The organism is Arachidicoccus sp., assembly GCF_050436765.1.
Classification (GTDB): Bacteria; Bacteroidota; Bacteroidia; order Chitinophagales; family Chitinophagaceae; genus Arachidicoccus.
Window position 1 is genome coordinate 1 of sequence record NZ_JBNQGD010000004.1, and the last position, 16,112, is coordinate 16,112.

Genomic DNA, 16,112 nt, shown 5'->3' on the forward strand with positions numbered 1-16,112 from the left:
AAAAATATAAGAAATTGCTGTTAGCGCATATAAAAGATTTTAGTAGATTGGCTGGAGCAGCAAGCATTCACGTTGGTTTTACCCCCGATTCATTAAGTCAATTACCTACTGACATACGAAAAGAAAAGTATGCTGTGACAGGACAAGACGCGGGGCTTGAAGAGACCGTGTTTCAATTTGGTCGCTATCTTTTAATAAGTTGCTCCCGTCCGGGCGGATTACCTGCTAACTTGCAGGGTCTGTGGAATAATAGCAATACGCCACCCTGGGCAAGCGATTACCACAATAATATTAACATTCAAATGAATTACTGGTCGGCAGAGGTTACTAATCTGTCAGAATGCCAAATTCCTTTAATAGATTATATTATTGCACAAGAAGAACCCTGTCGCATCGCCACGCGAAAGGCGTTTGGTGCCAATGTCCGGGGTTGGACGGCACGTACAAGTCAGAGTATTTTTGGAGGTAATGGTTGGCAGTGGAATATCCCTGCAAGTGCCTGGTATGCGCATCATGTATTTGAACATTGGGCCTTTACAATGGATAGCACATATCTTAGAAAAACGGCTTATCCCATGATAAAAGAAATCTGTAATTTTTGGGAAGATCGCTTGAAACATTTGCCTGATGGGACACTGGTGGTTCCCAATGGCTGGTCTCCTGAGCACGGTCCTCGTGAAGATGGTGTCATGTACGACCAGGAATTGGTTTGGGACCTGTTTCAGAATTATCTGGATGCGGCCCGCGCATTGGATGTTGACCCGGATTATCAGCGTAAAATAGCCGATATGCAAAAGCACCTTGCCCCTAATAAGATTGGGAAATGGGGACAGTTGCAGGAATGGCAGACAGATAGAGATAACCCTAATGATCAGCATCGGCACACCTCGCATTTATTTGCAGTTTACCCGGGTCGCGAAATCAATCTTTCTAAAACTCCGAAGCTCGCAAAAGCGGCTATTATTTCTTTGCGTAGTCGTAGCGGCAATTATGGTGAAAATATTAATACGCCATTTACGGTAGCATCGACGGTTGGGGATAGCCGTCAGTCCTGGACATGGCCCTGGCGCTGTGCCTTGTGGGCAAGATTAGGAGAGGGAGAAAAGGCCGGCATAATGATTCGCGGATTGATCACCTACAATATGTTTCCTAATTTATTTACGGGTCCGCCATTTCAGATGGATGGGGATTTTGGCATTAGCGGTGCAATGTCCGAAATGCTGCTACAAAGCCAAACGGGAGAAATTAATCTGCTTCCTGCTATCCCGAATAGATGGAAAATGAGTGGTTCTTTCAATGGATTAAAAGCTCGCGGTGGCTTTACTGTGGATTGTAGTTGGCGCAATGGTAAAGTTACTTCCTATAAAATAAGTTCCGCGACTCCAAAGAAAGTTAAAGTAAGGGTAAATGGAAGTGAAAAAGAGATTAAGTCTAGTCGAATAGAATCCTTGTAAATTGTCTTATGCGTCATGAGAATGTGAGGCTTTTATTAATCTAAAGATTGTTTTTAAAATGAAATATACGCCACGGTATATCCGTTCAACAAGAACGAAAAATCTTGCAATTTTTTTATTTCTGACTTTGTTTGCTTTTGCAAAGACACAGGGGCAGAATAAAAGCGGTCTATATGATACGCACATATCTTTTGCGCAAAGGGTGGCTCACTTAGTTTCTCAAATGACGTTAAAAGAAAAGATTTCGCAAATGCAATATCTTTCTCCGGCTATTCCGCGTCTGCAGGTACCGGCGTATACATGGTGGAACGAAGGCCTCCATGGCGTTGCTTATAACGGAACAGCAACTTGTTTCCCGCAGGCAATTGGAATGGCGGCAACTTGGAACCCGGAACTTATTCATCGGGAAGCCGATATGATTTCTACGGAAGGGCGGGCTAAATATTACAATGGCCAAATAAATAAAAAATATAATCATTTTGGCGGATTGCCGGGCTTAAGTTTTTGGTCTCCTAATATTAATATATTTCGAGATCCCCGCTGGGGACGAGGGCAAGAAACTTATGGCGAAGATCCTTATTTAACTTCTCGTATTGCCGTTGCTTTTATCACAGGTATTCAAGGAAATGATAAGAAATATCTTAAAGCGATTGCGACGCCAAAGCATTATGTTGTGCATAGCGGCCCTGAAGTACTTAGACACTCATTCAATGCGGTAACAAGTAAGCGTGATTTATTTGAAACTTATTTACCGGCCTTTGAAGCGGCAATTAAGCAGGGACATGCCTGGTCTGTGATGGGGGCCTATAATGCTTATGAGGGGGTGCCGGTATGTGCAAGTAACTTTTTATTAAAAGATATTTTGCGAGACAGGTGGGGATTTCAGGGATATGTGGTCTCAGATTGCGGTGCAATAGGCGATATTTACAATGGGCATAAGTATACGGACGATAAGGCCCTTGCTTGTGCATTGGCTGTGAAGGCAGGTTGCGATTTAACTTGCGGAGACGAATATTCTAATCTAAATGATGCTGTAAAAAAAGGATATATAACAGAAAGAGAAATTGATGTATCCGTGACTCGATTGTTTCTTGCAAGAATGAAACTTGGCTTATTCGACGATAGTGCATCTGTGCCTTTTTCAAGCATTCGTCCAAATGATTTTGATAAAGAAAGTACAAGAGTATTTGCTAGAAAAGTTGCACAGCAGTCCATTGTATTATTAAAAAATAATCAATTGCTTCCTCTCTCAAAATTGAAGTATAAAAAATTGGCAGTTATTGGTCCTTATATAAATCGCACGGATATTTTACTGGGAAATTACCACGGAATACCATCAAAATCGGTTACCTTTTTACAGGGAATTATTAATGCGATTGGCAAAGAGGGGGTGGTATCATCACAGGGTGTCATTGCGTGGGATAATCGCCCTGATGAAAGAACGCACCCGTATGATATCGCCCACCATAGTGATGTTTCGAACGGCGTAAAACAAAGATTGCACGATGAAGCTATTGCCGTTGCCAAACAAGCTGATGTAATTATCGCCTACTTGGGTATTTCTTCAAGCTTGGAGGGAGAGGAGATGCCCACTGTACTGACAAGGGGTTTTGATGAAGGAGATCGCACTAATATGGACCTGCCGGCGGACCAAACGAGTTTGCTCAAAGATTTAGCTGCCACCGGCAAACCAATAGTATTGGTGCTTACGAGCGGATCTGCATTGGCCGTAAATTGGGCGCAGAACAACATACCGGCTATAGTGCAGGCATGGTATCCGGGTGAAGAAGGTGGAAATGCTGTGGCGGATGTATTGTTTGGTAAATACAACCCTGCCGGACGATTGCCTATTACCTATTACAAATCGCTTTCAGATTTACCTTCTTTTGACAATTACAGTATGGCAGATAGAACTTATCGTTATTTTAAAGGAGCGGTATTATTTCCTTTTGGTTACGGGTTAAGTTATACATCCTTCAAGTACAGTAACCTTAAATTGAGTAAACATGCATTGCGTAAAACAGATGCTATTAGGATAGAATTTACTGTGAAGAATACGGGCTCTTATGATGGCGATGAGGTAGTGCAGTTATATGTAAAAGACCTGCATTCTGCGGAAGTACAACCAAATAAAAGTTTAAAAGGTTTTCAGCGGCTCTTTATTAAAAAAGGAGAAAGCAAAGTTGTTGCGATAAAATTGAGGGCCGCTGATTTGAAATATTTTGATGAGCAGAAAAATGATTTTATTGTAGAACCGGGAGCGTACCAAGTCCAAATTGGATCGTCTTGCGCGGATATTCGATTAACAGGGAATCTGAAAGTTATAAAGTAATCCCGAAATAAGAATACGTATTATTAATTTATTATATTTTATTTTATTTCCACCAATAAATACAGTTATATGTCAAACCTAAAGAATTTTTTTTTGAAAAGCTTTAAAAATAGAAGGAGCATGCGAGCTATTTTAATAGCTGGATTATTGTTGACGGTTTCGCTTTTACAGGCCCAACTGTCCATACATATTATTCCGCAGCCCGTAAGTTTGCAACAACAGGAGGGTATATTTTTATTGAATGAGAAAGTGCACATACAGATGCCGGCAAATAATAAAGCTGTGGCGGGCGTCGTGCAGTATTTTACCAGTGCTATAAAACAGATAAGTGGCTACCATCTTACTACTTCGACCACTTCGGAAAAAGGGAAAAATATTCGCTTTATCATCGCTGCTACTAGTCAGGTAGGTGACGAAGGTTATACATTAATCGTTACACCAAGCCAAATTACAGTACAGGCAAATCAGCCTAAAGGATTGTTTTATGCGGTACAATCATTATTGCAAACTTTGCCGGCTATCCGTACAAATCAATTATTGCAAATCCCATGTATGAAAATTACGGACTACCCTAGATTTAAGTGGCGTGGGATGATGCTAGATGTAAGTCGTCATTTCTTTTCGCCGGATTTGGTGAAAGAATTTATCGACTTAATGGCGACTTATAAAATGAATACTTTTCACTGGCATTTAGTGGATGGTGCAGGTTGGAGAATAGAGATAAAAAAATACCCGAAACTAACGAGCGAAGCCGCTTGGCGTGTAGATGACTGGGGTAAACCCTGGAACTGGGGCGATGTAAAATTTAATGCCGACCGGAGCAAGGCAACTTACGGGGGATATTATACGCAGCAGCAAATTAAAGACATTGTAGCTTACGCGGCCGCTCGCGAAATAACTATTGTCCCAGAAATTGAAATGCCCGGTCATTCAGAAGAAGTAATGGCTGCTTATCCGCAATTTTCTTGCCTGCCACATAAACGTTCTTTTAACGAGCCGGGGGATTTCTATGCAGCAGACGCACAAAGCAATTATTGTCCTGGCAATGACAGTACTTTTATATTCCTTCAAAATGTTCTGACAGAAGTGATGGCTCTTTTCCCATCGAAATATATTCACGTAGGTGGAGATGAAGTAGACAAAACAAGTTGGGAACATTGCCCATTGTGTCAAAAACGAATGAAGGAAGAAGGCCTTAAAAATGTGGAGGAATTGCAAAGTTATTTCATGCGCAGGATAGAAAAGTTTCTAAATGCACACGGGCGAAAGTTATTGGGTTGGGATGAGATTCTAGAAGGGGGGTTGGCACCACAGGCTACAGTGATGAGTTGGCGCGGTGAATCTGGCGGCATTAAGGCGGCTCAAATGCATCATGATGTGGTGATGACGCCAGGTACACCGCTTTACTTTGACCACTACCAGGGCGACCCGGCAACAGAACCTCCTGCTATTGGAGGCTTCAATACTTTAAAAATGGTATATAACTATGACCCAATTCCATCTGAACTGAATGCGGACGAAGCAAAACACATACTAGGGGCGCAAGCCAATTTATGGACAGAATATATTCCCACTTACGAGCAGGTTGAATATATGATCCTGCCTCGTATGCTGGCCCTTTCAGAAGTGTTATGGAGTCCAAAAGACGCAAGGGACTGGAAAGACTTCAATAGACGGTTACAGCCACAGTTGGTAGGGTTTGAACAACGTGGATTACATTATTCAAAGGGCAATTTTAAAGTGGATATTAAACCAAATATTGTTAACGGAAAATTGTTTGTGCGTTTGGAGACTGAAAATGAAGACGGTGTTATTTATTACACAACAGATGGAACAGCCCCCAACACTGGCAGTCTGCGCTACGAAAAACCTTTGGAGGTAACTCGTTCTATGACACTCAAAGCTGGATTAGCATTGAACGGTAGTATGGTTAAGGCTCCTGCCGCATGGCGGTCTTTTACCTTCAATAAAGCAACCGGAAAGCCGGTTCAGTACGCGACACCTAATAGTAAGTATTATCCGGCGAATGGTCCGGCAACCTTGACCGATGGAATGCGTGGTACAGATGATGCCGGTAAACAATGGCATGCTTTCGAGGCAAATGATATGGTCGCCACTATTGATATGGGAAAGCCTGTTACTGCTAGCTTTGCCAGCCTTGGATGTTTACAGAATTATAATCAATGGATATTTTTCCCCCAATGGGTGAAGTTTGAAATATCTTCTGACGGTGAGCACTACACAGATGTGGGGACGGCAAATAATACAATACCCGTTACTGATAGAGCTTCACAGATAAAAGACTTCGGTGTTCATTTTGATGCGCGGACATTCCGGTATTTGCGTATTACGGCAAAAAATTTGGGCAAGTGTCCCAAAGGGCATCCTGGTGAAGGAAAGGGAGCTTGGTTGTTTTGTGACGAGGTTATAGTGGAATAAGTTTTAGTGATTCTTGATCTAAAAAAAGAGGAGAGGTCTTGAGGAAATTATTTTATAAGAGATAAATTAAAGTAATGAAATTTTTTTCAATCACGCGTTTACAATTAGTTATAATCGCGCTCATGTTGGGCGTTGGTTTTGTTGGTGCTCAATCGTCATTTATACGGCTTGGCGATGCTAATACCGTCTCTTTTGATAATGGTTGGTTATTTCATCGGTATGGACTACAACCTGATGGCTCAAGTGTCGAAGAGCCGCAAAATGCAGAGGCGATGTCTTTCGATGACAACGATTGGCAGCAGGTTACACTACCGCATGACTGGGCTATCAGTGGGCCGTTTCGTATGGATTTAGCTGGAGAAACAGGGAGATTACCCTGGAAAGGAATTGGTGTGTATCGAAAGCATTTTAATGTCTCTGCAGAAGATGCGGGAAAGAAAATATTTATCGATTTTGATGGGGCCATGGCTTATGCACAGATATGGCTGAATGGTCATTATGTGGGAACTTGGCCTTATGGCTATAGTTCTTTTCGCATGGATTTATCACCCTACCTTTTGTATGGGAAAGAAAATGTATTAGCCGTAAAATTAAATACAGAAAAATGGGACTCTCGATGGTATCCCGGTGCCGGCATATACAGACATGTGTGGCTGGTGAAAACAAACCCTATCCATATAGATCATTGGGGTACTTATATCACGACGCCTAAAGTTAGTGCAGAATCTGCTGAAGTACAATTGGCGATTACAGTGGCCAACCAAAGCGATAGAGATGCAAGTTTGCAAATACAAACAGAAATATTCGAAGCGGGAAAAGGCAACAATCTGAAGAAAAGAATAGTGGCCACAACGCCACAAAATGTACTTGTTAAATCAGGCAGCAATCGCACTATAGAGACGACTACTACCATTCATCATCCTCAGCTATGGGACATTGAAAATCCACATAGATATTTTGCAGTTACCAACGTATTGGTTAAAGGGAAAAAAATCGATACTTATTACAGCACTCTTGGTATTCGTAGTTTAACATTTACGGCGCATAATGGTTTTTTACTTAACGGTAAACGAGTTGAAATACAGGGGACCTGCAACCATCACGATTTAGGCGCTTTAGGGGCTGCCATCAACACTAGTGCGTTAAGACGACAATTAACTTTACTTAAAGCGATGGGTTGCAATGCGCTTCGTACCTCGCATAACCCACCCGCACCGGAGTTATTGCAATTGGCAGATGAAATGGGCTTCTTAGTTTGGGATGAAGCTTTTGATGTGTGGAAACATGGGAAAAAGAAAAATGATTATAACAAGTTGTACGATGCATGGCACGAAAAAGATTTAGTGGCATTCATCCATCGTGACCGTAACCACCCTTCCGTATTTATATGGAGTATTGGTAATGAGGTAATAGATCAACGAGATTCTATAATGACCAAATCACTTGCAGATATTGTGCACAGAGAGGATGCTACACGGCCCGTTTCTAACGGCTATAATGATCCCAATGGAGGTAGAGCGTCTGGCGCTGCACAAGCGTTGGATATCATGGGTGTCAATTATTTCTTTGAACAGCAAGCCAAATGGGACGCAGATCCAAGGTATGCAAATATGCCAACGATTGGCAGTGAAACTTCCAGTTGTGTGAGCTCACGAGGGGAATATTTTTTTGGTACTAATCGTAGCAACTGGCAGATTTCTTCCTACGATCTTGATAAGCCGGGCTGGGGCTGTACACCCGATGATCAGTTTAGGACCAATGCGAAATACCCTAATTTATTAGGCGAGTTTGTATGGACGGGGTTTGATTATTTAGGCGAGCCAACGCCCTATGGATCCGATGCGACGAATTTATTAAACTTCAGAAATGATCCTTCCAAACGTGCAGAATTGGACAAAGCACTGAAGAAATTAAAAGAGACCGAGCCGCCTTCACGCAGCAGTTACTTTGGTATAATAGATCTGGCAGGGTTTCCTAAAGATCGTTATTATTTGTATCAATCACATTGGCGACCTGATTTTCCTATGGCGCATATCCTGCCTCACTGGAATTGGAAAGAGCGTATAGATTCTATAGTTCCTGTAGATGTATATACATCGGGAGATGAGGCGGAATTATTTCTGAATGGAAAGAGTCTCGGCCGAAAGAAGAAGCGACCTAATATTGATTATCGTTTAGTTTGGGATAGTGTAGTTTATGAGCCGGGAGAATTAAAAGTGATCGCTTATAAGAACGGAAGCAAGTGGGCAACCGATATCGTGCGCACTACTGGTGTCGGCGCTAAATTATCATTAAAGAGTAATGTGAAAAGCATCACCAATGATGGGGTGGATTACGCTTTTATTACCTTGCGTGTAGAAGATAAAAACGGACTTATGGTTCCCCGTTCGCATCCCAAAGTTAATTTTGAAATAGACGGACCGGGCGAGATAGTAGCCACAGATAATGGAGATGCTACTAGTTTTGAATCCTTTCAAAGTCACGACAAAAATGCATTTAATGGAATGGCGTTGGTGATCATCAAGGCGAAAAAAAATGCGAGAGGCAGAATAAAAGTTATGGCGAAATCCGCCGGACTTGAAAGTGCAACTATTTGGGTCAATATTGACAGAAAAACCGCCCTCTAGGAAGTGAATTATAATTTGTGGTACCTATGGTTCAGTGTTTTTGATATTTAATTTCAGCGTTTTGGGGTTCCCAAAAAGTTAAAACTATGCATCACGTGTTGTGTTGCTTTATGCGGGGAAGACGGCCTTTTCACGGCTTATACTTCCCCGCATTATAAATAATAACTTCAAAGGCGCTTTTTTCAATGCAAATAATACTAATACCGCTAACTCAGCTGTGAAAATGGTTTTTGCTTTCTTAACGGAAATGAATAACATATTGCTTTCCCGCTTTGGTAGGGAACACATAAAGAAATGATTTGCGCAATTGCGGTACTTCCAAATGTGCTGCTACAGAGATAAGGGGAGTCTTGATAGAAGGGACATTGAAAAAGCTATTTTGTATAGCTGAACAGGCGGCGCTAGTGTCCATACCCGGATTCGCTATTATAGGTTGATAACTCCGAATACGACAGTTGCCGCCAATGCTGGAATGCACTACTAATTTATTGAGTTTGCCGTCCTTCCAGATGAAATCTAACGCAAAGCCACCGCGACCTTTCAGCCCCTTGACTTCTCCATTTTTCCAACTGTCCGGTAAGGCCGGTAAAACAAACAAGGCACCATCTCCGCTTTGCAAAAGCATTTCTGTAATACCGGATGTGCATCCAAGATTACCATCGATCTGGAAAGGCGGACAAGCATCAAGCAAGTTGGGATAGGTGCCTCCACGTTGATTTCCGTCTGGGGTAATCGCCGGGCTAAGCTGGTCTTTTAATAATTTCAACGCGTGATTGCCATCAAAAAGATGTGCCCATAGATTTATCTTCCATGCCATAGACCAACCCGTAGATACATCTCCTCTCTGGATAAGAGAATTTTTAGCGGCCTCAAAAAGTTTGGGCGTTCTAAATGCCGATATCTGATTACTGGGGAATAATCCGTACAAATGGGAAAGATGTCTATGATGGTCATTTGGATTATCCCAATCTTTTATCCATTCTTGCAATTGTGCATGCTGGCCGATCTGCATCGGAGGTAAAGAATCCCTTTTCATCTTTAGGGTATCGGAGAATGCTTTATCTACTTTTAATATTTTAGCCGCCTGCATCGTATTTGAAAAAAGATCAAAAACCAACTGATTATCCATTGTCGCACCATAGGTCATATCGATCTGCGTACCATCCATGACCTTATAGGAATGTTCTGGCGACATAGTAGGGGAGACCACTAACCAATGATGTGCTGGTTCTACCTGCAATTCATCTACGAAAAATTCGCTTGCGCTTTTTAGTATTGGGTATAATTCTTTCAGATAATGCTTATCTCCAGTGTAGAGATAATGCTCCCAAAGATTCTGGCAAAGCCAGGTGCCGCCTTCGGGCCACATATAATATCCGCCATCAACAACTCCAGTAATTCGCCAGATATCAGTATTGTGGTGCATTACCCAGCCACGTGCGCCGTATCTCTCTTTGGCACTTCGCTGGCCGGTAACAGAGAGTTCTTTCAACATTTGCAACAGAGGTTCAATACACGCCGATAAATTTGTTTTATCCGTGAGCCAGTAATTCATTTCTGTATTAATATTTACCGTGTATTTGCTATCCCACGGCGGATTGATCATATTATTCCACAACCCCTGTAAAGTGGCAGGTTGCCCGCCTGGTTGTGAAGCACAGATCAATAAATACCTGCCGAACTGAAAATATAAGGCAGCTAGCTGAGGGTCATTTCCATTGTGGAAATCTTGAATACGTATGTCTGTCGGATTATTGATAGAATCTGTGGTTCCAAGATTAAGACTTACTCTATCAAAAAACTTTTTATAAGCACAGACATGATTCTTTAATAGTTTTTGATAATCTTTCTTAATGGCTTTGTTCAAAAAAGTTTTTGCAAGCAATTCATTATCTCCACTAAGGTCTTTATAATTCTTAAAGTTGGTAGCGATGGAAACGATAATAGTTGCTTCTTTTGCATGGTGAATTATTACACTGGTATCTGTTCTTGATAAGAAACCTCCGGTTATGATGGGCTGAACGATGGTCGTATATTTCACCTGACCTTGCATGTTTTCCTGATCACTTGAAATGCCATTTAATTCCAGTTTCATATTCATTGTAGAAATAGAATGTTTTAACTGGCTTTTTAATGAAAGAAGACAATTGATTTCACCAGTTTTGTCCGCACTAAGATGGATAACAATGACCTGATCAGCAAAGGAGGTAAACACAGATTCGGTAAAATTTGCATGGCCCACTTTATAGGATGCATGAGTTACTGCCGAGGCCAAATCCAAATCGCGGTGATAATTCTGAATATTCTCTCTGTTGCCAAAATCAATAACCAGGTCTCCGGCTGATTGATAAGCCATACCACTATTACCTTTTGGCCCGGCGTCTTTGTCGGCCATTCTTTGTGCCTGCACATATTTGCCCTCAAAAAGTAATTGACGAATTTGAGCGATATAAGGCTTTGCCTCCGGGTTAACGTTGTTGTTGGGCCCTCCAGCCCATAGTGTGCCTTCGTTTAATTGTATAATCTCTTTTTTCGGGTTGCCAAACACCATTGCGGCAAGTCTTCCATTACCTACGGGCAAAGCTTCATTCCAATTCCTAGCAGGCTGACGATACCACAGTTTCATATCGTTTGTTTGCCCCTTTGCGAAAAAGAGAAGCAAAAAACAAAGGCTCAAGGTGCAGCATATTTTTTTAATCATGGTCATTTTTTTTGAGACAATTATACCTATAATGAATTCAGTAAAAGAGATAGCTATTGATCAAAGCTGCCTACTTTGAAACAACTTACAAAACCTTTGTTTATCAATAAGTAAAATAAGTAAACTTTATTGAAGGTACGTCCAGTGTGTTATTTTTTATACCAACATTCGCAAACGGCCATTATGTAAAAAGAAGAATAGGCCTATTGACCGTGCTTGGTCAGTTAGTGTAATCAATTAAGAGGTTTGATAATGATCGCTAATCCGTTCATATATTTCAATTTGAAATTTAAAACTGTGGAAGCACTCACTGTCACTTTTTTAATAGAAAGTTTAGTGGGGGTAAGCAAAGAGGGATCATCGGCAAAAATAGTCGCTTCATACCGTTGATTTTTCTTTAAAAAGTTTAGTGGTAACAAAAGAGTTCTCGCTTGATATGTCAAAGAGCCTACAAACCAATTGTCGCCCTTACGCCGCGCAACGGTTCCATATTCTCCTATTGCCCCTTCCATTACTTTTGTGTCATCCCAAACAGTAGGTAGCGCATCATAAAAACTTAGATCGGGTATTTCTTGGATAACTGAAGCTGAGGTCCCTGCTCCGCCCTTTTGAATAGGCGAATCTGTTGGACGATCATACCAGTAAATAAACTGCCACGGACTATAAATGCAAATAGCTTTCGCCATTTGCGCGCCATGCGAACCCATCATAGCCACTCGTGGGGCAAAGTAGCAATTGGTTTGGTCACCGGCCCCGGCAATCATGCGAGTAAACATTGTCTCCAGCACCTGGTGATTAGTAGGGCTCTCCTCGTCTCCGCGTATTCCTTCCTGGGTTAACAAATTGGGGAATGTTCTTGAGTACCCGGTTGGTCGGTATTCATCGTGAATATCCACCATAAGTTGATATTTGGCAGCTTCCCGCACTGCGTGGTGTAGCCAGGATGTGCTTTGTTGAGAACCTACATCTACAAATCCAAATTTTATCCCTTTTACGCCCCATTTTTTAAATAAAGGTAGGATACTGTCCAGCTGTTTTGCCAGCGCCCTTTGATTGACATATAGAATTACCCCCACATCCTTATGCTTCCCATAATTGATAACTTCTGGAAGATCCAACGGCCCTGCAGACCTTGCTGGATCAATATTTACAGCTAGGGCACTTGATGCATAATCATTTTCCGGACCGTACCAGCCTGCATCAAATTCAATATATTGCAGATGATGTCGGGCGGCAAAATCTATACAAGATTTAGCACCGGCAGTTGTAAGCGTTACCTCTCTAATGACTTTACCTGGTTTTATCCAGGAGGTGTTTTTAATAGCGCAGGGTGCATTTAGATTCAGCAACAAATCATTGTTGGCTAATAAATCTGAAGGGCTGTCGGCAGCCATTATCAATCTCCACGGGGTGGTGAGCGGTGTTGATAGTAAGACATTGCCGGACATTTTGCAGCAAATTGTATTTGCTTTTACGGCATCTAGAGAAAATTTAGTGCGCGCATAATTCACTACTGCTGCTTCAGCCAGGCAACCATATCGCCCATCCTGAAATTGAAGCACTAAGGGTCTTTCTGCCTCGCCTGGCCAGTCTTTTAAAGGCAATAAACTATACGCGCCTTGAGCTGAACCCGTATACCAGGCTTTCACTCCGTGGGGCATCACAAATTCCGTCAACTCATTTTTAATAGTAATCCGTGCTCCGGTCTTCAGTGCAGATGACAGTTTATAACGAAAGGCAATTCCTTCATTATATGCCCTTACCTGTATATATAATATTGAATGATCCTTCTTTGTATGGCGGAGCTTGATTTCCATTTCTCTGTAATGGTTTCTTACAATACTTCTTTCCCCATATACCGGCTTCCATTTTGTATCTTGTTTTAAAACAGAGACGCCCGACAACGCCAGCCCTTTTTCCCAACCTGTTAGACCAAGTGCGGAGGGTAGGATAAAGGGTTGTCGTTTGTAGTTGACGGAGTATTCCGGTGCACCTTGTTTTGTCAAATTGAATGAAAATACTATCCTTCCATCTGGTGAAGCCAGTTGTTTAAAAGATTGCGCACTTATTAAATTAACACTTACCGCTAAATAGGAAAAGCAAAAAAATATTTTTAGAATCTTCATGTCATTTTATTTATATGCAAATTATTTATGTCTTAAAAGCAGGTAAACGAAATCGTTTTTCTTCGTTTGGCTTATTATTGCCAAATTTAAGTGCCATGTAGTAAGTTATGGTCCTGTGACTTCTGCCCATCGGCTGTAAATGCCGGTCGTACTGATTTACTTTTTGTCAGCGTACATTGACCACTTAAATACCTATTTCAAAATTGTTGATTTTACACACTAAACTACTTTACAAAGGCTTCAACCGAATTGTCTCACCGGATGCAGTCTTAAAGCAAAGCTTATTACCTTCAAGGACTTCTGCGTTTATTCCATTGCGGATTAAGCGCACTTTATGGTTTTTCCACGGATTGGCAATGGTACATGGTCTTTCTTTTTCGCTTATTATTTTTACGCCATTAACTTCTTCGTTTTCCAAACGTGCAGAAACAAGAAATGCGCCCCATGTCCGAATGCTTTGAAACGCTGCCTTTTGATTTCTTGGGTACATACTGAATAAGCGGATGACATCGCCGACACTCATACACAACATTTCATTAAGAGCATTGGCCACCGTGCAACTGTTTTCAATGCCATGTGGGTTGTTGAATTGAAATCCATTTGGATAGGTATGTAAAGCATATTTATGCAACTCTTTCATGACAACACTCGAATCGTACCCGACTCTGATGGCAGCCATAAAGAAACTATTACTTGTGTTCAAGTCTTGCCAGCGTTGCATTTCATCAATTGTATTACGAGCAATCTTTAACAATTGCGCATTACTGTTTAAGTTTATACCATTGGAGGGATATATGTGCTGAATACCTAAGCCATTATTCTGCCACCAGGCAACGCCTTGCTCGGTATAACGGAATACTTTTTTACCATTTCGGATTTGAACAGGATAATCGCTTAGTCTCGGTAATATGTCTTTCCATTTTGCCTGCCTGTTTTCGTCTTTTTTTAGTGTAGAACTCAAGTCAATCGCTAGATTAATCGCATTTCGAATAAGGCCCAATGAAAGTATGGGGTTTTTATCTTTTCCGGTTCCTTCCTGAATGGCATCATCATAAATGACATATCTGCCATTTTCAAATTTTAGATAATCTTCCCAAAAATTTACGACCGCCATTACATAAGGATATATCTTCTCCCCATACTTTTTATCATAGGTACACCGCCAATACTGAGCCATATTGATCAAACCATAAACCGCATTGGAACGTTGACCAAAAAAGAGTCCCCCTTTTTCAAAATTATTGCTGTTCCTATAGCTTATAAAATCCCTGGTTGTTTCAATTCCCAACGGACCAATTCCAACGGGATAAAGAATACCTCTTGTATTCGTTATATTTTTGGCATACCAAGCACCGCGAGGCATAAAATCAAGAAGGGGCTGATCCTGCGTTATTGTTTGTTGCAAACGATTAGCTGCCGCAAGTGCATAGAAAGGAGCCTGAAAATTGTAGTTCAGATGATAATCGCCGTTCCAAGAAGGACTGTCGGTGGTTGTCCAGCCAAATATTCCGGGCGGAAATTGCTGATCACGACTACAGGCTGCCATAGTATAAAGACCCTGGTAATAAGCCTTCATCAAAACCGTGTCTTCTACAGTCAGGCATGACTTATTCCAATAGTTGTCCCACCATTTATTGTGTTGCTGAAAAAGGCGATTGATCGTGTTTTTGTTGATTTTCCTTACGCTGTTTAATGCATATTCCAGCGGCTTTTTGTGATCAAACTTACTTTCAATTGCAATAGCGATAATCAATTTTTTACCTGGTTGCAATACCATCTTATTGCTTTTATAAGGAATGGATTTTAGTGCAACTGCAACTTCTGTGGGTATATCTACACGCTCGACAAATGCGCGAGATAACCAGTAAGTCTCTTTTTGGTGACCTTCCTTTAGGATGGCCCTTTTGTTTTCCGGAGCAGTTAAATTAATAGAAATATCGGAAGCCTTATTTATGGCCTTTAGTTCAATAAATATCAAATTTTCTGTTGCAGATACCCATGACTGCGCTTCGATTCCAGGGGCGTTCTTATTCGTCAATCTACACGTAGTCAGTCCATTTCTAATAAGCTGTTCGGCAGAAAACTTTCCTTTTCCAAACCCGTCCAATTGTATGTCAATAAAACCAACGACACGCGGTCCAGATAACCCGTCTGCCTTTGACTGTAAGCGCCAAAAATCATTTTTTGATAAATAATAACGCAACCTGCCATCTTCGTTGTACCCCAGGCTCATCGTGATATCGCCGTTGCCCATTAAGGGCGCATCAATAGAAACATTATTGGGAATATGTCTGGGTGGTTCATTCCAGATATTTTTGAATTTGGGCGGAGGTATGCTGACGATTTCTCTTTGACCCCGAACAACTGGGGATAACAAAAAGAGGGAAATAATCAACGTAATTTTAACCGGCATGACTTATCGTTTGAATGGTA

7 protein-coding genes are annotated in these 16,112 nt (G+C 41.4%); 4 read left to right on the top strand and 3 right to left on the bottom strand.

The features are described 5' to 3' along the window. The 4 genes from ACQR30_RS00245 to galB form a co-directional block, all read left to right on the top strand. Positions 1-1,454, top strand: a 1,454-nt coding sequence (locus ACQR30_RS00245; RefSeq protein WP_429729591.1) for a glycosyl hydrolase family 95 catalytic domain-containing protein, incomplete at its 5' end; no start/stop codon positions are given. 58 nt (positions 1,455-1,512) lie between these two features. Then, positions 1,513-3,786, top strand: coding sequence for a glycoside hydrolase family 3 C-terminal domain-containing protein (locus ACQR30_RS00250; protein ID WP_429729594.1), 2,274 nt, complete (start codon positions 1,513-1,515; stop codon positions 3,784-3,786). Positions 3,787-3,906: 120 nt separating this feature from the next. Continuing rightward, positions 3,907-6,225, top strand: coding sequence for a glycoside hydrolase family 20 protein (locus ACQR30_RS00255; protein WP_429729597.1), 2,319 nt, complete (start codon positions 3,907-3,909; stop codon positions 6,223-6,225). Between the two features lie 74 nt (positions 6,226-6,299). Next, a complete protein-coding gene (gene galB / locus ACQR30_RS00260) occupies positions 6,300-8,852 on the top strand; it encodes a beta-galactosidase GalB (RefSeq protein ID WP_429729600.1) in 2,553 nt (850 codons plus the stop codon). 238 nt (positions 8,853-9,090) lie between these two features. Here galB and ACQR30_RS00265 read toward each other — a convergent pair whose 3' ends face one another. The 3 genes from ACQR30_RS00265 to ACQR30_RS00275 all read right to left on the bottom strand — a co-directional run bounded on the left by ACQR30_RS00265 (position 9,091) and on the right by ACQR30_RS00275 (position 16,092). Beyond that, positions 9,091-11,478, bottom strand: a complete 2,388-nt coding sequence (locus ACQR30_RS00265) for a glycoside hydrolase family 95 protein (RefSeq protein WP_429729603.1) — start codon at positions 11,476-11,478, stop codon at positions 9,091-9,093. A 308-nt stretch (positions 11,479-11,786) separates the two neighbouring features. Beyond that, positions 11,787-13,679: a glycoside hydrolase family 97 N-terminal domain-containing protein gene (locus ACQR30_RS00270; RefSeq protein ID WP_429729606.1), complete on the bottom strand. Its 1,893-nt coding sequence runs from the start codon at positions 13,677-13,679 to the stop codon at positions 11,787-11,789. Positions 13,680-13,908: 229 nt separating this feature from the next. Continuing rightward, entirely contained in the window at positions 13,909-16,092 is a 2,184-nt protein-coding gene (locus ACQR30_RS00275) for a glycosyl hydrolase family 95 catalytic domain-containing protein (protein ID WP_429729609.1), read from the bottom strand. Between the last annotated feature and the right edge of the window lie 20 nt (positions 16,093-16,112).

Bases quoted from the DNA above. Each gene is read 5' to 3' on its own strand.
- ACQR30_RS00250 (WP_429729594.1), top strand. From the start codon at position 1,513: ATGAAATATACGCCACGGTATATCCGTTCAACAAGAACGAAAAATCTT.
- ACQR30_RS00255 (WP_429729597.1), top strand. From the start codon at position 3,907: ATGCGAGCTATTTTAATAGCTGGATTATTGTTGACGGTTTCGCTTTTA.
- galB (WP_429729600.1), top strand. From the start codon at position 6,300: ATGAAATTTTTTTCAATCACGCGTTTACAATTAGTTATAATCGCGCTC.
- ACQR30_RS00265 (WP_429729603.1), bottom strand. From the start codon at position 11,478: ATGAAACTGTGGTATCGTCAGCCTGCTAGGAATTGGAATGAAGCTTTG.
- ACQR30_RS00270 (WP_429729606.1), bottom strand. From the start codon at position 13,679: ATGAAGATTCTAAAAATATTTTTTTGCTTTTCCTATTTAGCGGTAAGT.
- ACQR30_RS00275 (WP_429729609.1), bottom strand. From the start codon at position 16,092: ATGCCGGTTAAAATTACGTTGATTATTTCCCTCTTTTTGTTATCCCCA.